The organism is Paranoxybacillus vitaminiphilus (assembly GCF_003259935.1).
GTDB classification, from domain to species: Bacteria; Bacillota; Bacilli; order Bacillales; family Anoxybacillaceae; genus Paranoxybacillus; species Paranoxybacillus vitaminiphilus.
This window is the reverse complement of sequence record NZ_QLMH01000005.1, coordinates 16,254-36,797: the sequence shown is the minus strand read 5'-3', so window position 1 is coordinate 36,797 and position 20,544 is coordinate 16,254. Positions and strand designations below refer to the sequence as shown.

17 protein-coding genes and 1 pseudogene are annotated in these 20,544 nt (G+C 40.8%); 6 read left to right on the top strand and 12 right to left on the bottom strand.

Translation table 11 applies throughout. The features are described 5' to 3' along the window. Nucleotides 1-259: 259 nt before the first annotated feature. Both secA2 and B0I26_RS07880 read left to right on the top strand, forming a co-directional pair. Nucleotides 260-2,635, top strand: coding sequence for an accessory Sec system translocase SecA2 (secA2, locus tag B0I26_RS07885; RefSeq protein ID WP_111644912.1), 2,376 nt, complete (start codon nucleotides 260-262; stop codon nucleotides 2,633-2,635). Between the two features lie 123 nt (nucleotides 2,636-2,758). Further along, nucleotides 2,759-3,658: an accessory Sec system S-layer assembly protein gene (locus B0I26_RS07880; protein ID WP_111644911.1), complete on the top strand. Its 900-nt coding sequence runs from the start codon at nucleotides 2,759-2,761 to the stop codon at nucleotides 3,656-3,658. A 781-nt stretch (nucleotides 3,659-4,439) separates the two neighbouring features. On the opposite strand, the gene B0I26_RS07875 is transcribed toward B0I26_RS07880, so the two are convergent. The 7 genes from B0I26_RS07875 to wecB all read right to left on the bottom strand — a co-directional run bounded on the left by B0I26_RS07875 (nucleotide 4,440) and on the right by wecB (nucleotide 12,875). Next, nucleotides 4,440-5,708 (bottom strand): oligosaccharide repeat unit polymerase, encoded by a 1,269-nt coding sequence (locus B0I26_RS07875; RefSeq protein WP_111645030.1) that lies wholly within the window; start codon nucleotides 5,706-5,708, stop codon nucleotides 4,440-4,442. A gap of 5 nt (nucleotides 5,709-5,713) precedes the next feature. Further along, entirely contained in the window at nucleotides 5,714-7,246 is a 1,533-nt protein-coding gene (gene murJ / locus B0I26_RS07870; protein WP_111644910.1) for a murein biosynthesis integral membrane protein MurJ, read from the bottom strand. A gap of 10 nt (nucleotides 7,247-7,256) precedes the next feature. Then, nucleotides 7,257-7,964 (bottom strand): WecB/TagA/CpsF family glycosyltransferase, encoded by a 708-nt coding sequence (locus tag B0I26_RS07865; RefSeq protein ID WP_111645029.1) that lies wholly within the window; start codon nucleotides 7,962-7,964, stop codon nucleotides 7,257-7,259. A gap of 32 nt (nucleotides 7,965-7,996) precedes the next feature. Next, complete coding sequence (locus tag B0I26_RS07860; protein ID WP_111644909.1) at nucleotides 7,997-9,283, bottom strand: nucleotide sugar dehydrogenase; 1,287 nt, start codon at nucleotides 9,281-9,283, stop codon at nucleotides 7,997-7,999. A gap of 248 nt (nucleotides 9,284-9,531) precedes the next feature. Beyond that, complete coding sequence (locus B0I26_RS07855; RefSeq protein ID WP_111644908.1) at nucleotides 9,532-10,866, bottom strand: UDP-glucose dehydrogenase family protein; 1,335 nt, start codon at nucleotides 10,864-10,866, stop codon at nucleotides 9,532-9,534. A gap of 245 nt (nucleotides 10,867-11,111) precedes the next feature. Continuing rightward, on the bottom strand, nucleotides 11,112-11,507 hold the full coding sequence (locus B0I26_RS07850; protein WP_111644907.1) for a hypothetical protein: 396 nt from the start codon (nucleotides 11,505-11,507) through the stop codon (nucleotides 11,112-11,114). A 222-nt stretch (nucleotides 11,508-11,729) separates the two neighbouring features. Beyond that, nucleotides 11,730-12,875 (bottom strand): non-hydrolyzing UDP-N-acetylglucosamine 2-epimerase, encoded by a 1,146-nt coding sequence (wecB, locus tag B0I26_RS07845; protein ID WP_111645028.1) that lies wholly within the window; start codon nucleotides 12,873-12,875, stop codon nucleotides 11,730-11,732. Between the two features lie 227 nt (nucleotides 12,876-13,102). Between wecB and tagU the strand changes: the two genes are divergently transcribed. Further along, nucleotides 13,103-14,038: a polyisoprenyl-teichoic acid--peptidoglycan teichoic acid transferase TagU gene (gene tagU, locus B0I26_RS07840; protein WP_111644906.1), complete on the top strand. Its 936-nt coding sequence runs from the start codon at nucleotides 13,103-13,105 to the stop codon at nucleotides 14,036-14,038. A gap of 218 nt (nucleotides 14,039-14,256) precedes the next feature. Here tagU and B0I26_RS07835 read toward each other — a convergent pair whose 3' ends face one another. From B0I26_RS07835 to B0I26_RS07825, 3 genes are all read right to left on the bottom strand, one after another. Further along, nucleotides 14,257-14,973, bottom strand: a complete 717-nt coding sequence (locus B0I26_RS07835; RefSeq protein WP_111644905.1) for a CpsD/CapB family tyrosine-protein kinase — start codon at nucleotides 14,971-14,973, stop codon at nucleotides 14,257-14,259. Continuing rightward, nucleotides 14,945-15,688, bottom strand: coding sequence for a YveK family protein (locus B0I26_RS07830; protein WP_111644904.1), 744 nt, complete (start codon nucleotides 15,686-15,688; stop codon nucleotides 14,945-14,947). The genes B0I26_RS07835 and B0I26_RS07830 overlap by 29 nt, the downstream gene beginning before the upstream one ends. A 546-nt stretch (nucleotides 15,689-16,234) precedes the next feature. Then, a complete protein-coding gene (locus B0I26_RS07825; RefSeq protein ID WP_245934738.1) occupies nucleotides 16,235-17,581 on the bottom strand; it encodes a C40 family peptidase in 1,347 nt (448 codons plus the stop codon). A 264-nt stretch (nucleotides 17,582-17,845) separates the two neighbouring features. On the opposite strand from B0I26_RS07825, the gene B0I26_RS07820 reads away from it, so the two are divergent. Both B0I26_RS07820 and B0I26_RS07815 read left to right on the top strand, forming a co-directional pair. Then, complete coding sequence (locus B0I26_RS07820) at nucleotides 17,846-18,115, top strand: hypothetical protein (RefSeq protein ID WP_111644902.1); 270 nt, start codon at nucleotides 17,846-17,848, stop codon at nucleotides 18,113-18,115. Further along, nucleotides 18,007-18,294, top strand: a pseudogene (locus tag B0I26_RS07815) (DEAD/DEAH box helicase); the annotation flags it as partial. The gene B0I26_RS07820 and the pseudogene B0I26_RS07815, both read left to right, overlap by 109 nt. Nucleotides 18,295-18,454: 160 nt before the next feature. On the opposite strand, the gene B0I26_RS07810 reads toward B0I26_RS07815, so the two are convergent. Together B0I26_RS07810 and ssb are read right to left on the bottom strand one after the other, a co-directional pair. Further along, a complete protein-coding gene (locus B0I26_RS07810; RefSeq protein WP_111644901.1) occupies nucleotides 18,455-18,952 on the bottom strand; it encodes a hypothetical protein in 498 nt (165 codons plus the stop codon). A gap of 229 nt (nucleotides 18,953-19,181) precedes the next feature. Then, nucleotides 19,182-19,526, bottom strand: a complete 345-nt coding sequence (ssb, locus tag B0I26_RS07805) for a single-stranded DNA-binding protein (RefSeq protein ID WP_111644900.1) — start codon at nucleotides 19,524-19,526, stop codon at nucleotides 19,182-19,184. 487 nt (nucleotides 19,527-20,013) lie between these two features. Between ssb and B0I26_RS07800 the strand changes: the two genes are divergently transcribed. Next, nucleotides 20,014-20,433, top strand: coding sequence for a YwpF-like family protein (locus tag B0I26_RS07800; RefSeq protein WP_111644899.1), 420 nt, complete (start codon nucleotides 20,014-20,016; stop codon nucleotides 20,431-20,433). Nucleotides 20,434-20,544: the final 111 nt, after the last annotated feature.

Genomic DNA, 20,544 nt, shown 5'->3' with positions numbered 1-20,544 from the left:
AGACGGATGAAGAATGGAAATAGTTTCATAAATTTAATAAAATAATGGTTTTACAACCATTATTTTCTATAACAATAATAGTCTATCTTTTTTTTTGCAGAGAGAAAAGATATTTTTGAAAATTTTTTATACATGCAAGGAGAGAAAATGTTATCCGGAAAAAGATGAAACTGTTGTAGAAGAATGCTATACTGAAGCTAGTCATCTATCATTCTGAAACCATGAATATTACTGCTAGAATTTTAGAGGAGAGAAAGATATGCTTACCTATTTGAAAAAAGTGCTCGGCGATTCACAAGAACGCCGATTAAAGAAATATGCGCGGATTGTCGACCATATTAATCAGCTTGAGCCGCAGTATGAAAAGCTGTCTGATGACGAACTGCGGAAAAAAACGGCGGAATTTAAAGAGCAGCTGGCCGGCGGCAAAACGGTGTTTGACATTCAAGCCGAAGCGTTCGCGGTTGTGCGTGAAGCAGCGAAACGCGTGCTTGGGATGCGCCATTTTGATGTACAATTAATCGGCGGTTTAGTTTTAACCGAAGGAAACATTGCGGAAATGGCAACAGGTGAAGGAAAAACATTAGTCGCTTCCCTGCCAAGTTATTTGCGGGCATTAGAAGGCAAAGGGGTACATGTCATTACCGTCAATGAATATTTGGCAAAACGCGACCGCGACTTAATTGGAAAAATTCATGAGTTTTTAGGCCTGACGGTTGGCTTAAATATTCCGATGATGGATCCGGCGGAAAAGAAAAAAGCTTATCAGGCTGATATTACTTACGGAATCGGCAGTGAGTTTGGTTTTGACTATTTGCGGGACAATATGGTGTACGATGTTTCCCAGCGGGTGCAGCGTCCGTTCCATTACGCGATTATCGATGAAATTGACAGCGTTCTTATTGACGAAGCAAAAACCCCGCTCATTATCGCCGGAAAAACGGGAGTCAGCTCGGAATTGAGCTATTTATGCGCGCGCATCGTGAAAACGTTCAAACGCGACGTCGACTACTATTATGATGAAGAAACAAAAGCAACAAACCTTACGGAAGAAGGAATTTCCAAAATCGAAAAAGGATTCGGCATTGACAACCTTTACGATTTGGAACACCAAACGTTATATCATTACGTCATTCAGGCGCTGCGGGCACATGTATTATTTAAGCGCGACGTCGATTATATTGTGAAGGACGGAAAAGTTTTATTGATTGATATGTTTACGGGGCGCCCGATGGAAGGACGCAGCTTGAGCAACGGCCTGCATCAGGCGATTGAAGCAAAGGAAGGATTGGAGTTAACAGAGGAAAATAAAATTCAAGCTTCGATCACGATTCAAAACTATTTTCGCTTGTATCCTATTCTTTCAGGGATGACGGGAACAGCGAAAACGGAAGAAAAAGAATTTCAAACATTATACAATATGGATGTCGTACAAATTCCGACGAACAAACCGGTCATCCGCACGGACGAGCCGGATAAAGTATTCGTGACCATCGAGCAAAAATACAAAGCCGTCGCGAAAGAAGCAAAACGGGTTCACGCGACCGGCCAGCCGATTTTAATTGGAACAACATCGATTTTACAATCAGAAAAAGTAGCGGAATATTTACAAAAAGAAGGATTGACTTTCCAATTATTGAACGCTAAGACGATTGAACAGGAAGTTCAATTAATTTCGTTAGCGGGACAAAAAGGACAGATTACGATTGCGACGAATATGGCGGGACGTGGAACCGACATTATGCTTGGGGAAGGAGTCGCAGAGCTCGGCGGTTTATTCGTTTTAGGAACGGAGCGGCATGAATCCCGGCGAATCGATAACCAACTAAAAGGGCGTGCCGGCCGTCAAGGCGATCCGGGGCGCTCGCAATTTTTCATCTCCCTTGAAGACGATATGTTCCGCCGCTTTGCGAAAGAGGAAGTGGAGAAGTTAAAGAAAAAAGTAAAAACAGATGAAGACGGACTTATTTTAAATAAAGATATTCACGAGTTTGTTGACCGCGTCCAACGAATTTGCGAAGGCAGCAACTTCTCCATTCGCGAATATAACTTAAAGCTGGATAACGTCCTTAATGATCAGCGAAGTACGATTTACGAATTGCGAAATCAAATTTTAGAAACGGAGAACCCGCTTTCGATCGGCATCAAAATGCTGCGATCCTACATTCCGTATGAAATTGAGCAAGCTTGTCCGGTTGATGTATTGCCGGAAGAATGGAACTTGGAAAAACTGGCTGTACGGTTAAATGAAATGATTGCCCATCCTTCGGTACAATGGGCCAACAAAATCGAAGACATCGAAGACATCCAAAAGCAGGTTGATGAGTCACTTGAAAAGTATGTCGATAAGCTGCAAGGTTTAAGCGATGATAAAAACCTGCAAAGTCAATTGAAATACTCGCTTCTTTCGATCGTTGATTATCATTGGCTGCATCATCTCGATGCGATGGAACGTTTAAAAGAAGGGATTGGCTTGCGTTACTACAGCCAGGAAGATCCGATTCGCCAATTTCAACGCGAAGGACTGGAGCTGTTTACACATATGTACCGCGAAATCGAACGGGATGCCTGCCGCCGATTGGCGCAGCTCGTTTCCGGCAAAATACAGCAAGCGAAAGATGACGTTTCCTTATAAAAATGATGTAGGGCTGACCTAAAGCTGGGTGTCGGAATCCGCAGCACAATATATAACGGTGAAAGCACGTCGGTTCAGACACTTATATGTCAGCCCGAAAATTTAGACGTGGAGGTTGGACGAATGTTATCATTCTTCAAGCGGAAAAAAACAACACAACAAGAAGGGCTCGACAGCGTAGTCGATTCAAATGAGCTGTTTGAAGACGAAGCAGCTGCAACAACTGATATAGAAGTAAAGCCGGAATTGTCTTTTCATCCAAACTGGACGGTCAGCGTAGAAGAACGCTACTATTACCAGTTTCTGAACAATGAACAGCAGCCGTTGAAAGAAAATCAGCTTTCTCTTTCCGGAATTGAATTAAAGCAGACGGAAGAGGGGTATGTCGTAACCGCGCTTGTGCGCAGCAGCCTGGCAAAGCCGGTTACATTTCAGGAAACGCCGCTTTTATTAATCGGACCGAACGGCGAAATACTTGCACGAAAAGTGTTCAATTTGTCGGAACTGGGAGAGCTTCCGCCAAAAAGCAGCAGGCCGTGGAAGTTTTTATTTGAAAAACATACATTAAAAACAAACGAAATTCCGGCAACCGATTGGAAGCTCGCTTTTGAATTAAAAGCAGCACCGAAAGCTCACTCGCTTGATTTAGCGGAAAGCTGGGAAAAAAGCTTGGCCGATGAAGATAAGCAGAAATTACAGGCATTAGTTCAATCGATTCAGCCGCCGAAGCCGGGAGAAGTGAACTTCATGGGATTGCAAATTAAGCAGGCGGAAAACGGCGACCTTCACGCCACATTGCTCATCCGCAACGGCAGCGATAAAAATATTCAACTTCACCAGCTGCCGCTGCAAGTTGAAGATGCCGCCGGCGATATCGTTGCCCGCGGAGGATTTACCTTCGATTCATTTGAAATAAAAGCAAATACAAGCAAACCGTGGACATTTATCTTCCCGAAATCATTAGTTCTCAAAGAGCATCCTGATTTCAGCACATGGAAAGTATACCCGCCTCAATCAAACTAGAACATTCATAAAACGAAAAAAGCCGATCATAAAAGGCTGTCTCAAAGCAAAAGGTCAGACCCCACAACCATATATATAGGACATAACATTGGATAAGAACACTATATATTTATGGATTACTCGTGAGGTCAGCCCCTTATGAGACAGCCTCTTTTGCACTTATTGAACGATCCATTCCCATTAGTGAATGAACTTCGTTGAACTTACTGTCTAATGGATTAGGGCATCATTTTCGTCCCAAAAACTTTTGGCAATGATTTAATCGAAAAACATTTCCATCCAAATTTTGTTTCATCCATTCTTCGTACATATGAAACATCATCCGTCTCCAGTGCTTAAAATGCTCGAATGATTTTTCGCCCTCTTGAACTTAACTGTTTCAAAGCATGGAGCAACAGTAACCTAAGAAACAGCTGCCAATATCGGCCGGTTTCTGTAAGGAGTAGCCTTTAAAAAGTCTCAAGGCGGGAGAGATTCATACAAGTTGTTGAATGCCTTAGACCCTGCTAACCTCCTCTAAATATTTTTATCCCTTGGTTATAGCAGGATTTCAGACAACAATTACCTTTAAACAGAGCAAAAGAAAAAAACCACCCGTAAAAACAGGTGGTTTTTCCCAGAGGCTACCAACCGAGGTTTCCCGTCATTTTATTGCTAAAGAAGGAAATAATATCTTTCTTACAAGTATATTTTACCATTGGTAGTTTTATATAACAATTGTTTTTCGACGTGATTATGCCAATTTTGAAAAGTTTTTTAGAGAAAGCCTCTTTCCTCTTTTTCAGGAAGCTGCCTTTCTCTCAATACCTCCTGAAACAATCGCATAAGCAATCATCAGTAAAAAAATTAAATCCAACAGACCGGTATGAATCGAAATCATAAAAATCGTCGTAATAAAGGCGTAAGTGACGGTTTGGTAAGATTTTAACCCGGAGTTTTTCATTTGATTATATAACATCGATAAAATCATACCGTATAGGGCAAAACCGATGATAATGACAATATAACCGCCCTCTACATAAAATTGTCCGAGCAAAGTCGGCGTGGTCGTGCGTCCCGGGCGTGTAACATATTTCCCTTTCTCAATCGTCAGAGAGTTCACCATTTCAGTAATTTCCATGCGCGGAGACAGCTGCTCCCCCGGCAATATCGTTGAAAAAATACCGGCATGGAGCTTCCCAAGCGTATATCCATGTTCATCTGTATACTCCATTAATTTACTTAATACAATTCTTCCTGTTACACTCGCCTCGGTTAAACCGCGGACCCATTTTGGCGTTTCATTCATCTTGCGAATCAGCATTAAATCGCGGTTAATTTCTTCTTCGCTTCTTTCCACATCCGGTCCTTGACGGCTATTAAACTCCTTGCTCGTATCTTCGGTTATAACCCGGAAAAACCCGAATAATGAAAGGGCTAATCCGACAATAAACAGAAATGTCAACAACCATGACAGTTTAATTCGTTTAATGGTGTAGTGAAAAACGATCAGGCAAGTAAAGCACATAATGGCAATCGGCGTCCGATACCCCATCAAGATCAATAACAAGAGAACGACAAAAAGAACAATAAGATATGTCCGTTTGCGCTGCTTCGTTAATTGCTTTTCTTTTACTACGCGGCTGCAAATGAGAAAGAGGACAGAAAACCAGAGAAATGAGCTTAAAAAATTTAATTTTGGATCTAAATGTCTGCGAACGGACTCATCAGTTATCCCAATTTGCCCTGTGAATAACATGATTAAATAACTAACAAGCCCGATGAAACCGAGCGCATATAAAAAATAAACGGTTTTGCCTTGTAAAAATTTCAATCCAAAAGAAGGAAACATCCAATTTTTCTTTTGCACAACATGCACAGCAGCTAAATACGCAAGCAATCCTGCTAAAATCGGCCACAACACATTTTTATTTGCTTCGAAATATTCAACTCTTCCAAAGTCAAATAAACTGACCATAAAATATAAAATTAAAATAAAAGGAAAGAAAAAATAAGGTGAAAAGGAGTCTATCTCGTCGTTTATTTTGCGCAATTTTTCTAAGTGCCTCATAACGCTCAAGTTTCTTTCGAAGCAGAAACTTTATTAATCCTCCCTTTTGATAAAATTTCTTTCAGAGATGCCGTTTTTAATAGCCATAAGCCGATAAAATAAATAACTGCTCCTAAGCTAATCATCACAGCCAAATAAAGGGTTAATGGCAGCTGATCAACATGAAATTGATATTTGATCCAAAGCAATGCAGCAGCCATGCCAACTGTAGCCGTTACAATTTTCAAGTATTCTTTCCCAACAGCAAATAAATGAAATCCCCCAGAAATTTTATATAGAGTGATAAATGTGATGGAAGAATACACAAGCCCCACCAGCGAAGCAGATAAAGCCAATCCTTCTGCTCCCATCGTTTTTGATAATATCGCGTTAAAGATAATATTAGCAATGATAGAGATGATGCCAATTCGAAGCATATAATGGCCTTTTTCTAACGTATAAAAGCCTTTGGCAATGACCGCCTGGATGCTGTAAAACAAAACAGAGCCGACATAAAAGACAGCGTACCGGCTCGTTAATACCGTTGCCGTTTCAGTAAATGCCCCGCGTTCGTAGACGATTTCGACAAGCTCCTTCATCAAAATGAGCATGCCGGCCACAGTCGGAGCCAAAAACAAAAACATGTACATGAGCCCTTTTTCAATGCCCAATCTAAACAATTTCATGTCGTCTTTCGCTTTCGCCTCAGCCAACAGCGGAAATACAATCGTTGCGATCGTTACACCGAAGATTGCCTGCGGAATGTTCACAAGGCGAAAGGCATAGTTTAAGTTCGCCACTACTCCTTCTCCGAGTCTTGCGGCAAACAGTGTGTTGACAAATAAGTTTACTTGGCCGACCGCAATCGTTAATCCAACCGGTAAAAAGACAAGGTAAAAGGCAGATATTTCTTTTCGATCCATCGGCTGCCGCCATAACAAAAACTGCCGCGGACCTAAATAAAATAATTTAATGAAAAGCGATATAAACGTGCCCACCAAATATCCTACTGATACGGAATAAATCCCTATTTGCCGGTGGAGCAGAAGCGCTCCGCCGATTGTACAAAGCACAACAACCGTTTGCGAGAATGTCGAAAACGAAAACTTTCTTTGCGCATCAAAATACCCTTCATATACGGCATTCACTCCGACTACCGCAACAGAAATAAAGTAAATGACAGCTGTCCAAACCGCTATTTCTGTTCCGTGTGAGTTAAAATCAGGATAAAACCAGCGAATGAAAAGCGGTGAAAAAACAGCTCCCGTTATGGCAATGAAAGCAGAAATCCAAAATGTTCCCTTAACGATATTCGTTAAATGAGAAAAGCCTTTCCCCAGCCTTTCATACTTATAATAGCTGGGCAAAAAGGCGTCTTTCATTCCTGTAAGCATAAACAAAATAATCGCATTCGGAATCGTCATCGCCGCAATGTAAGCATCTGCCATATAAGAATCGCCAAATAAATGGGCGATGACTAAATCGCGGAGCATGCTGGAAAATTTTAAGAAAAAGGTGGATAGCAAAAATAGAATACTGGCAATTCTTAATTTTGACATACGATCCCTTCTACTCTCTAATCGCCTTGATTAAAAATTTCGGAAGAACCAGCTGTCTTTTCCAGCGCCATGGTTCCTTTATTAATCGATAAAACCATTCCAACCCAAGCTTTTGAAAGAAAAGCGGAGCTCGTTTCAGCCTGCCGGAAACGACATCAAATGAGCCTCCCACGCCTTGGTAAACTTTTGGAACAAGTGAATGCATATGTTTCACAATCCAATACTCTTGTGTCGGACTTCCTAATGCGACAAATAAAATATCTGCATCTGATTTGTTAATCGCTTCTTTTACAACATTTTCATCTTTTTCATATCCGTGCATCGTACCGACAATTTGAATTCCCGGAAACCTTTCTTCCAGCTTCTTTTTTGCTTCCTCAGCCACTCCGGGCTTAGCGCCATATAAAAAGATTTTCTTCCCGTGTATGGCAGCTTCCTTGCACAAGCGCAGCATCATATCAATTCCTGTTACACGCGAACGAATTTTCCCGCCTTTTATGATGGATGCCAAAATGACGCCAATACCGTCTGGAATTTGATATGTAGCCTTATTGAGAAGCTCACGCAAACGTTCATCTTCCTGCGCCTTCATAATTTTCTCCGGGTTGATGGCGACAATAAACGATTTACGGTTGTGGTTAATATCTTCTATAAGCTTGGCGGCAAGCTGTTCATAAGTATCTGTGCAAACATCTACCCCTAAAAACGTTTCTTTCATCTTATCACCTAATTCAGACAGATATCCCAAGCTTACATCTTTGGGACATTTTTAGCATCTCCTAAGAGATAAACTTCATAACCTTCTTTTTCCCACATCTGTCGATCGATGCAATTTTTTGTATCAAAAATGATTTTTGTTCTAACTTTATGATCGACCAGCTCCGGCTGTAAAGATTTAAATTCGTTATGATCGGTTAAAATAACAATCATATCAGCATGCGAGACTGCTTCTTCGATATGCTGTGTTTGGCGGCTCAACCGGTTCTCTTTAATATGCGGATCATAAGCCGTATAATCAATGCCAAGCCGTTCTAGATGATGAATAACCTCTAATGACGGGCTTTCACGCATATCATCAACATTTCCTTTAAACGCCAAGCCAAACAGTGCGACACGACCGTGCTGAATTCCTTTTTCTTCAAGAATTCGTTTCATTTTCAAAGCCGTATATTCCGGCATGCTGTCATTTGTATCGCGGGCGAGGCGGATGATTTTCGCCAATTCAGGCTCAAGCTCTACTAAAAACCATGGATCAACGGCGATGCAGTGGCCTCCGACTCCCGGCCCCGGCAAGTGAATATTAACGCGCGGGTGGAAGTTGGCAAGACGAATCGCTTCCCAAACATTGATGCCGATTTTTTCGCTAATTTTCGCCAGCTCATTAGCAAACGCAATGTTTACATCGCGATACGTATTTTCAATGACTTTGACCATTTCCGCTGTCGTTGCATCGGTTAAATGAATCGTTCCTTTCACAAACGTACGGTATAGTTCCGCCGTTAGACGGGCTGATTCTTCGTTAATTCCGCCGACAATGCGGTCATTATTCGTTAATTCTTCAAAAATTCTTCCCGGAATTACCCGTTCCGGAGAATGAGAGACAAATAATTCCGTACCGATTTCTAAATTTGTTTCCTTTAGAATCGGCAGCATGACATCTTCTACTGTACGCGGCGGTACGGTTGATTCCAAAATCACTAAATTCCCTTTACGAAGATAAGGAACAAGCGATTTTGTCGCGTCACGCACATAATCTAAATTCGCGGTTTTATCTTCATTAATTGGAGAAGGAACGGCAATAATGAATACGTCAGCCTCTTCCGGTGTTGTCGAAACGGTGAACTTGCCGCTGTCAATGGCATGATTTAAACGTTCTTGCAGTCCTTCCTCCTCAATGTGCAATTGCTTTTGTTTAATCATGTTAACAGCTTTTTCATTGATGTCGACACCGTGTACTTGCACACCATGATTGGCAAACATCACGGCCGTTGGAAGTCCAATGTATCCTAACCCGATGACACAAACTTTTTTATTCATACGAAGTATTTCTCCTTTACGCAAGTACCAAATTTTTTGCACTTAATTTTCATTGTACCAAAAAAAGACTATAGATGATAGTTTTTCTCTGTATTTGTAACGAAATTTAAACAAAGCTCGTTTAACAAAATAAAAATTTTATGACAGCCGTACTATTACAAATTAGAATTTAAAGGATATCCTAAAACAATTCAAGTAGTAATAAAATCACTTTGCTTTTTCTTTAAGAAAAGCAACTTTTACAACAGTCACTTATGTTTTGAAAAAAGCGGTTGCGCCTCTCCCGCTTGACCGCGTCCGATCGATATATATGTGACGGGATAGCTTTTTGCTTCCTGCCAGCTGTAACAATTTCTTCCGTCAAATATAATGGGCTCTTTCATTTTTTCGACATAGGTTGAAAGAGGAATGTTTTTAATTTCTTCCCATTCCGTTACAATAAACACCATATCTTTTCCGTTAATGGCATCAACGGCCGAACGGGCATATTGAACAGAATCGTTCAGTATCTTCTTCGCATTCTCCATTGCCACCGGATCATAGACCGTAATATCGACTTGCTCTTCAAGAAGTTTATCGATAAGAACGATCGATGCTGCTTCACGAATATCATCGGTATTTGGTTTAAACGCCAATCCAAGAACAGCTGCTTTTTTTCCCGCCAGTGCTCCAAACATCTCCTTTGCTTTCGTATAAAGGAGCAAACGTTGTTTATTATTGACGTTAATAACCGATTCCAGCAAATCAAATTTATGCTGAACGTTCCCGGCAAGCTGCACAAGCGCTTTTGTATCTTTTGGAAAACAGGAGCCGCCGTAGCCGATTCCTGCTTTCAAAAAGTGAGGGCCGATTCGCTTGTCTTGTCCAATCCCGTAAGCTACGTCATCAATATTGGCTCCAACTTTCTCGCAAATGTTGGCAATTTCGTTAATGAAGCTTATTTTTGTCGCTAAAAAAGCATTGGCGGCATATTTAATCATTTCCGCACTGCGTCGATCTGTTTTGATAATCGGAATGCCAAAAGGCTTATTAATTTCTTCAATAACAGAAGCAGCGTATTCATCGTTTGCCCCAATGACAATCCGATCGCCATGAAACATATCATAAATGGCAGAGCCTTCCCGCAAAAACTCCGGATTCGAGACGACCGCTACGCGAATTTCCGGAGACTTATGTTTATCAATCAGCGCTTGTATCCGATCGTTTGTACCGACCGGAACGGTACTTTTAATAACGACAATCACGTCTTTTATCACGTAACGGCTAATGGCTAAAGCCGTTTCTTCGACATACGTTAAGTTCGCAGAGCCGTCTTCGTTTTCCGGCGTTCCGACTGCAATATAAATTACATCGGCATCCTCATAAGCCGTTTGTGGATCCGTCGTAAAAAACAACCGGGCTTCTTCAATATTTTTTTTCATTAAATCTTCCAAACCCGGTTCATATATAGGAGAAATACCTTGGCGCATTTTTTGCACCTTTTGTTCATCAATATCGTAACAAGTTACAATGTGTCCTATATCTGCCAAGCAAACCCCGGTAACAAGGCCGACATACCCTGTACCTGCAATCGTAATCTTCACTTTATACCTCCTATAAAGTTTTTTGTAGCATAAAAAATATCGCTTATTTTTTCATGATATGAGACAGAAGGAGAGCTTTTTACCTTCACAACGGTATTATAATACATAAAACAATAAAAAATGGCGATGAACAAAAATGAAAATATTGTAAAAAATAATTAAAAAAAGTCCGCTGATAAGTGAAAAAAGCATATTTACATCATCCGGCATATAAAAATACACGAGAGATATGCCCTCGTGTATTTTTACCGCCGTTCCTGTTTTAACCTTTCCAATCGTTCAATATGATAATTCGCTTCGGCTTTGCAGGAATAATCTATATCTTCGATGTTTAACTCTTTGGCGAGCTGTTCGAGCTTTTTGGTTTGTTCCTCTGTCGGTTTTTCAGAAAGCACTTTTTCGATAAGCTCATTGATTTTGTTTGCTAATTCTTCATGAAATGACGGGTCTTGTTTAACCGTTTCACTAAGAGAATGAAACCATGTTGAATGTTTTTCAACATGATCCCGCCACTCTTGTACAAATGTTTCCGGGCTAAAATTTCCTTCATCCCAGCCGATCTTGTTCATATATTTTTCAAATGCAAGTGCAATTGAACGGGAAATGCTGATTTTTGTCCCATGGGGAAGATTTTTTAGCATGAACAAAAAAACCTCCAAACTTTCGTGCTCCAATTTTTTATATTAACATAAAACAATATTTTATGACAAAGTTTTTTATCCGCTTCCACCATTCATTAAATAGAAACGAACAGAGGCTGACCTAAAAGTATCTGACCGCACGAGAAATCCACAATATATATCCTGGCGGGGTCTGATACTTTTTCCCAGGGTCAGCCTCCATCGTTCGCGCTATTGCTCCATTTAAGGTTGGAATCGTTGAGGCGGTTGTTCAGCCTTGCCAAAATAGTAAAGAATCGCTTGAACAATACGCAGAGAAGCCTGTCCATCCCCATACGGATTTGACGCTTTTGCCATTTTTTCATATTCCTGCGGGTTATTCAATAATTCGTAAGCCATGTTATAAATGGTTTCTTCATTTGTTCCCGCTAATTTTAACGTTCCCGCTTCAATGCCTTCAGGCCGCTCGGTCGTATCGCGAAGAACCAATACAGGAACCCCTAAAGAAGGGGCTTCCTCCTGCACGCCGCCGGAGTCAGTTAAAATGAGAAATGCTCTTGCGGCAAAATTATGAAAATCCAGCACGCCTAACGGCTCGATTAAGTGAATGCGCGGATCATTGCCAAGTATTTCATCCGCTACCTCACGTACCGCTGGATTTAAATGGACCGGATAAACAACCTGTACATCTTCGTGTTCATTGACAATCCGCTTAATCGCGCGAAACATATTGCGCATTGATTCACCAAGATTTTCTCTGCGGTGTGCGGTTAATAAAATCATCCGATCATTACCGATTTTCTTTAAAATTTCATGCTCATAATCATCTGTTACCGTTGTCTTTAAAGCATCAATGGCCGTGTTTCCTGTAATAAAGATCGAGTCCGCTTTTTTATTTTCATGAATTAAGTTTTCATACGCTTTTTTCGTCGGCGCAAAGTGAAGATCAGCAATAATGCCGGTAAGCTGCCGGTTCATTTCTTCAGGAAATGGTGAATATTTGTTCCATGTGCGCAAACCCGCCTCAACATGACCGACGGCAATTTGATTGTAAAATGCTGCAAGACTTGCCACAAACGTAGTCGTTGTATCCCCGTGCACGAGCACTAAGTCCGGCTTTACTTCTTTCATCACTTTGTCAAGCCCCTCGAGGGCACGAACGGTAATTCCTGTTAATGTTTGACGATCTCTCATAATATTTAAATCATAGTCAGGTCTGATATTAAAAATTTCCAATACCTGATCAAGCATTTGCCGATGCTGGGCTGTTACCGTGACAATCGGTTCAATCTGCTCGGGATATTTTTGAAGCTCCAACACAAGCGGAGCCATCTTAATCGCCTCAGGTCTCGTGCCGAAAATCGTCATTACTTTAATTTTGTCAGCCATAAATTCACCTACAATTACAAAAATTGTAAAAGTATTGCTCCACAGCAATGCAATCATGCAAACTTCCAATCCTTACATTATCATAACCGTTATATTTCCTCAACATTTATCAAAATGATTATTCCACCCATACAGATGAATATTCTTGTGTAAGTTGTCGTATCCCTATATATAAATCTCTATAATTATACTTTGATTTACAATTTATGACAAAAAGGAAGATGTCCATGCGAGCAAAACAACGAAAGCGAAAAAAATGGTTATGGGGCATCACCGGAGGATTCACACTGCTCCTTTTATTTGTTGGTATTTACGGTTATTCGCTTTACCATAATGTGAAGCAAACAGCAAATCGCATACATGAGCCGATTAAACGGTCAACTCCGGAAAAACGTCCAGAGCCGATTTCGCTCGAAAAAAGGGAGCCGATCTCGATTTTGCTAATCGGTGTCGATGAACGAAAAGGAGACCGCGGCCGCTCTGACTCTCTCATTGTTGTCACCGTGAATCCGAATAAAAAATCGATTGAGATGGTCAGCATTCCGCGCGATACGCGGACAAAAATCGCCGGTAAAGGAATGGAGAATAAAATTAACCACGCCTATGCGTTTGGCGGAGTGGACATGACGCTGTCGAGCGTCGAACAATTTTTAGATATTCCGATTGACTATTACATTAAAGTCAATATGGAAAGCTTCAAAGATATTGTCGATGCCGTAGGCGGCGTTACCGTTAATAACCCGTTCGCTTTTACATACGAAGGCGTAACATTTCCAAAAGGGGAAATTACTTTAGACGGAGAAAAGGCCTTAAAATATTCGCGCATGCGCTATGCAGACCCGCGCGGTGACTTCGGACGTCAAGACCGGCAGAAGCAAATTATTGAAGCGATTATTAAAAAAGGCGCCAGTTTCGGCTCTTTGGCGAATTATGACGAAATTTTAGCGGCGATCGGCAAAAACTTAAAAACGAACATGACGTTCGAACAAATGAAAGATATTCAAGCCAATTACAAAGACGCGCGCCAGCAAATTGAGCAGCTTCATATTAATGGAAAAGGAACAAAAATGAACGGTACGGATTATTTCATCGTTCCTGAAGAAGAACGTTTAGCTATCTCCAATAAATTAAAGGAGCATTTGGAAATTCATACAGCCTCATGAACCTCTCCCACCTGCACTTCGCTTAGAGGTGGGAGACTTCTCGGTGAACATGTTAAACAAAAATAAAAGGACTGTCCCAAAAGCGTCCGACCTCATGCACAACCCGCAATATAATGATTCATTTATGTCCTGGTTGTGTGGTCTGACACTTATGTTCGGGTCAGCTCTTATTGACGTGTAATCGTCGTGGAGGAGCAAAATTTTCCATCAAACATTCTTCATTTATTGCCATAGTAATAATAATATTGCCCTTGTTGTTGTTTCTTTTTGTTTAGCACGACACCTAACAGTTTAGCATTGGCTGAAAGCAGCAATTCTTTTGCTTTGACAGCCGCCTCGATTTCCGTTTTGCCGCTGGATACGACAAGCACAGTGCCATCGCATTTGTTCGCTAAAATTTGTGCATCCGTCACTGCTAACACCGGCGGGGTATCAAAAATGACTAAATCAAAACGTTTATATACTTCCTCAAGAAAGGTTTCCATCGCTTTGGACGCTAATAATTCTGCCGGGTTTGGCGGAATTGGCCCTGATGTTAACACAAATAAATTGTCGACTTCTGTTGCTTGATAGGCTGAAAGTAAAGCAGCTGATTGAGTTAAAACATTTGTTAAGCCAATAATATTGTTCAAGTGAAATGTATAGTGCATCGTTGGTTTGCGCATGTCCGCATCAATGAGCAAAACTTTTTTCCCCTGTTGCGCGAATGTGACCGCTAAATTAGCTACAGTTGTCGATTTTCCTTCACTCGGCCCCGCCGAAGTGACCATTAACGACCGCATAGTCTTGTCAACGAAAGAAAATTGAATATTTGTTCGAATCGTTCTATATTGTTCAGAAATCGGGGATCTTGGGTTTTGTACCGTAATCAAGCTTCGTTCTAATGTTTGCATTTGTTTTCGATTACTACGAGCCAAACGACTCACCTCTTGCATCGCTCATTTTCATTTTTGTCTTTTTCGCTTTTTGTTCATTCTGTTCAATAACGCCAATTACGCCAAGAACAGGAAGCTGCAGATGTTTTTCAATATCTTGTTCTGTTTTCACAGTATTATCAAGATATTCTAATAAAAAGGCTAGCCCTACACCTGTCATTAAGCCAACGACAAAGGCAATCGCAATATTTAATAACGGTTTCGGTTTGACAGGCTTTTGATTTTCCTTTACTTCTGCTTTTGATAAAATACTGACGTTGTCAATCTTCATAATTTTAACGATTTCTTCTTTGAACACTTCTGCTGTTTTATTGGCAATTGCTGCTGCTAAAGCCGGGTCTGGGTCATTCACTGTGACGGAAAATACTTGTGAATCTTTTTCGCTCGCCACTTGAATTTGTTCGTTCAATTGTTCAATAGAACGCTCTATTTCCAGTTCCTCCTGAACTTTTTCTAAAATAGCCGGACTTTTAATAATGACGCTGTACGTATTAATTAATTGTAAATTAGTTTGAATCTCGCCAATATTGTAAATTTGCTGCTCCGAATTTGCTTTATTTACAAGAATTTGTGTCGAAGCCTGATAGATGGGCGTTAGAAAAAAGTAACTTACGATTCCGCTTGTTACAGTTGCGATGGTTGTAATTAAAACAATTAACCACAAGCGTTTACGCAATGTTTGAAAAAGTTCCTTCAAGCTGATCGTCTCTTCCATTTTATCCTCCTCGTTCAGCCAGCATAATAGTTAAACTTAATGTCGATTATAACATAAATTTCTGTCAAAAAACGTCTTTTCATCTTATAAACCTATCAAGTTTTGTCAAATTTACTGCCATTTATTTTTTAATCCTATGTAAAAAAATTTGATTATTTAAAGCTTTTTTGCCATATTCACTGCCGTTCCTTTAATCTATATAGAACTGATTTCATTTTTCAACATATAAATTTAAGCCGCCTCATCCAGTGCAGTCTATTTGTTTTGTGGCTAAACTTACTCAATGTCGTAACCATTAATCATTTATAAATCAAACTTGATTTTTCAACCTATTTAAAAGGCGAACAGAACCTTGGTTGATTTTCATGTTTAATTCACATGTTGAGAGTTTAAATTGGATTGACTTATATATGCCGATTGATTTCCTAACATATGTAAATTTTTAAACTTTTTGCTTATGTTGATTTTTCAATCTGAACTTTATAATATACACAAAAATAACAGCCAACGAATCATTGTCATCGGCTGTTTTCAGCAAACCGCCTGTCAATAGTACCTTTTTGCCCCTAAATAACGCTGGCTCCAATACGGACTGTCTAGTCTGCTGATGGAAACGCCATTTGTACCGCCGCTATGAATGAATTGGTTGTTTCCGATATAAATGCCGGCATGAGACGCGCCGGGCTGATAGGTTTCGAAAAAGACAATGTCTCCGACAGAAGGAGCGTTGACAGGTTTGCCTGCATTCCAAATGGTCGCTACCGTGCGCGGCAATGAAATACCTTGTTTCTTAAAAACGTACACGAGAAAACCGCTGCAATCAAATCCGGTCTCCGGTGTTTCTCCTCCCCATACATACGGTATGCCCAGCAACTCCGCTGCATCGGCAATTAAATCCATGACATCAAATGTTTTGTTTGCCTCTTTATCCATAAGCAGCTCATACGTTTGGCTGTCCACTGTTCCTGTCGCCGGCAATTGCACGCTTTTTTGAAACTGCTTGACCGCCTCTGCCGTTACACTGCCGTAATAACCCGTAATCGTTGGATACGTAAAATAGCCTAATTGCTTTAATTTCATCTGCACTTGCTTCACCTGCTCCCCGATGGAGCCGATTGCTAAATAAACGTCCCTCTTCGGTGCGGCAGCTTGCGATTTTTCTTTCTGTTCAATCGCTTGGCGGATTTTTGCCAATGTAATGCTGTCGGCTATTCCTGTCACCTTTAATCCGTTCTCTTTTTGAAACTTTCTTACTGCATCAGACGTTGCACTGCCATAATAGTCTGTAATCGTTGGATATTGGAAATATCCGAGCGTTTTTAAATGAAGCTGCAGCTGGCTGACTTCTTTTCCCCTTGTCCCCAGCTTCAGCACAGGAGAGGAATTGGTTCCATTTTCGTTCTGCTTCGACGCCGCTTGAGGCTTGTTTTTCCGCTGAACGGCTTCTTGAATTTTTTGCAGCGTTTGCGAATCAACCACTCCATCCGCCTTCAAGCCGTATGCCTGCTGAAACCTCTTGACCGCCTCCGCCGTTACGCTGCCGTAATAACCAGTAATTTTCGGATAGGTAAAGTAGCCTAATGTTTTTAAATTCCGCTGTAAAACGCTGACGCTTTCGCCTTTTGCGCCCATTTTTAACACATTGCCTGGCTGATGGGTGGAAACGCTGCTTTTTAACTTTTCATATGTCGCTTTATCGACAATGCCAGTCGGAGTTAAATGGACAGATGCTTGAAACTCTTTAACCGCTTTTTCCGTAACCGGTCCGAAATAGCCTGTCGATGTATGATAAGCAAAAAAGCCTTTTGCTTTTAACAAGTCCTGCAGCTCCTTCACCTGCTCATTGCTCATGCCAAGCTTTAATTCGGATGCTTCCACAGCCAGCGGCACCATAAATAACGCCGAAGCAAACGCCGATGAGATAATGACCTGCTTTGGTGTAAGCACTCTCCCCATCCTCCATTCCTTATCATTTCTATATGTATAAAACGTTCATACGTTATCTCTTTGTCCAAATTCCGTATATACTAGTATTTTTTTCTAGTATAACGAAACTTTATTTTTTATATAAGAGACTTTTGTTATAATTTTGTGTTAAATTTTTAAAATTTGATAATAATAGATGATAGAGACTTTTCCGAGAGGATGGACATTGATATGTTAAAAACATACCTTCCTAAATATGTGCTTGTTCAGGCTGCCGGGCAAATAAAGTCGGAATTAGACACATATGAAAATAGTCAGGCGTTAATAAAAAAAGCACTGTTACTCTATCGTATAGGCACTGTTTATAAAATCAAAGTAGAGGACGGTTCGGCAACCGCCCTCGTATTATTGAACAAAAAGAATATTGTCCGCTTACAACCGAACAAGCCTCTCTTTACGAAGAGCTTGTCCAAGATACGCTCTCACGCATTGAAGCATTAACAGGCTTCGAGCGGCGCGGACTGATCCTGCAAATGCTCCATCGTCTTAAGCGATTATGCAACCATCCGGCTCTTTATTTGAAGGAACCTGAGCCGAACAACGTCGTCGAACGATCCTATAAACTTGAAAAATTGCTGCAATTAACCGGACAAATCCGGGCAAACGGCGAAAGCTGTCTCAAACGTCCATGACTTACCAGCCGCCACAATGAACGAAAATGGATGGGGTTGTGACTTGCTTAATGATTGGCCGTCTTCTTTTTTGGGGGACATACCTATTATGAGACAGCCTCTTTTTCACATCTGCCTGAAAAAATCGAAGCAGCATGTAATTTTATGTTTATACTTTTGGGTCAGCTTTTTTCTTGGATGGAAGCGTGAAAAAGAGTGAGCGCCTGCCTTCCGAGCGGATGTGTAACGATTGGAGTATATCGTAAATCAGCTGTTTTTCAATGGCAAGCAGCTGATTCGTATGGATGCGGAGATATTTTTGCTGGAGCTGGTTCCATTCATAGGTGGTAATTTCAATATTGCTTTTCTTTAAATTCATCCTAATAACAAACATATAAAGCTGATTGACAGATTTAAAAATAAAGTATAGCTGGGCGTTCTCCCTACATTCGATCATACGAAACCGCACATCCTCATGCAGCATTCCGCCAGCTTCTGCTTCATTTCGCAAAAAACAAAGCGAATCGCCAAAGCTGACAGGAGCAATTGTTTTCAGCTTAACTGAAAAGGGACTTTTTATTTCTTTAATAAAAATATGATATTTCTTTAAAAACCGTGTGGCTGTTTTTTCTTCACTAATCATCAAATCAGCAAGATAAATATTCACGCATACCCCTCGCTTATTTCATTCGGTTTTTTATCATTTATTACATATTTTAACAATACACTTTGTAGCAAAAAAGTATTTTAAGTTCATGATAAAATAAAAAAACGCCAACCAAACTTGGTCGGCAAAGAGAGAGGAAGCATGGAGGGTTCAACTTTTTTATATCGAGGTAACGTTTTGGAAGGAGAATGATGGAGGAACAAAAGAGGACTTTCGCCACCTGCAAACATTAATAAGTTCCGAGGAGCTCTACCGTTTTGCCGCCCATAAACCGCACTGATTCTGCGACAACCTCTGTCACATATACACGCTTTCCATCTTGATTTTCATAATTTCGTGTTTGAATCCGCCCCGTTACCCCAATGATGGACCCTTTCCGGCAATAATTAGCTGTATTTTCCGCCACTCGTCTCCACAATGTACAATTGACAAAATCCGTGTCAATGATACCGTCAGCGTTGCGGAAGTTTCTGCTCACTGCCAATGTGACGTTCACAACTGCTTTTCCATCCGCTGTGTAGCGCAGCTCTGGGTCCTTCGTGAGGCGTCCAACAAGAATGACTTGATTAATCATGACTTCCCTGGTTACTTAGCGATAAAATCAAGAACCGAGCGACCGCCCCACAAATCTCACGGTGTTTCAGGCGGCTTTTGTCATGGGCGACTCTTTCGTTCAGTTCGTTCATGACAGCCATTTCAGCAACCAGGTTACACCTCCTTGAATGGAATTTCATATAAGAGCATAAATATTGAATTTAGCGATCCCCCCTCCTTTCTATTGCAGGTGCACTCTCATCTTACTTAACCGGAAATTTTTTGTAAAATGACAACTTTTTAATTTTCTGAATATTCCTGGAGCAAAAAACCAGCATTTTTCTCATTTTTTAACAGAAAATCGACAAGAAATTCAATTTTTGCACTTTCTGAAAAAAATTTTGCGGCACATGAAATAGTAGGCGACAATGATCACATGAAAAAGGCTCGTCTTACTGATCCTCTTTTAATTTTACACTGCTTATATGTTATAATCTCTAATAAGACAACGTTGACGAGGTGATAGAATGAAAACCTTTAAGCTCGCCGCTCTATCTATTGTTCATGACGATGTGCACCGCGAAGAAATTGCGCTCATCGATGGCTTAATCATTAATAAAGAGGACGGGAGAAACCGCTGGCTTATTGAAATGTACTTAGATAAAAAATACGAGGAGCGATTTTTACGCCTGCAACAAGCCAATGAAGAATTCCGGCTCCAAGTGACTATTTCGCACAAAAGCAACGATCCCGCAAATATGTTGGCAACCGTACGTTCAATTACCATGATGGACGAGCATATGAGCGTGCTTATGGATGGACTGTTGATCCGGAATAAAACCGACTTAGCGGAAATTGTCCTCGCCAACCTTGTCGAACAAGGCTTGCAAGGCGAAGCTCTTCTGAAAGAATTCAAACACCAGCTCCACGAAATAAAAGGGGTCTAAGACATAAACGCTTGTTTTCTGCTTGAAAAGGCGGTCCATCTTTTACTTTCATTCATCTACACTTGGTCCGCCCAGAAGTAAGAGTTTTCTCTCCTATCGAAAATAAAACCG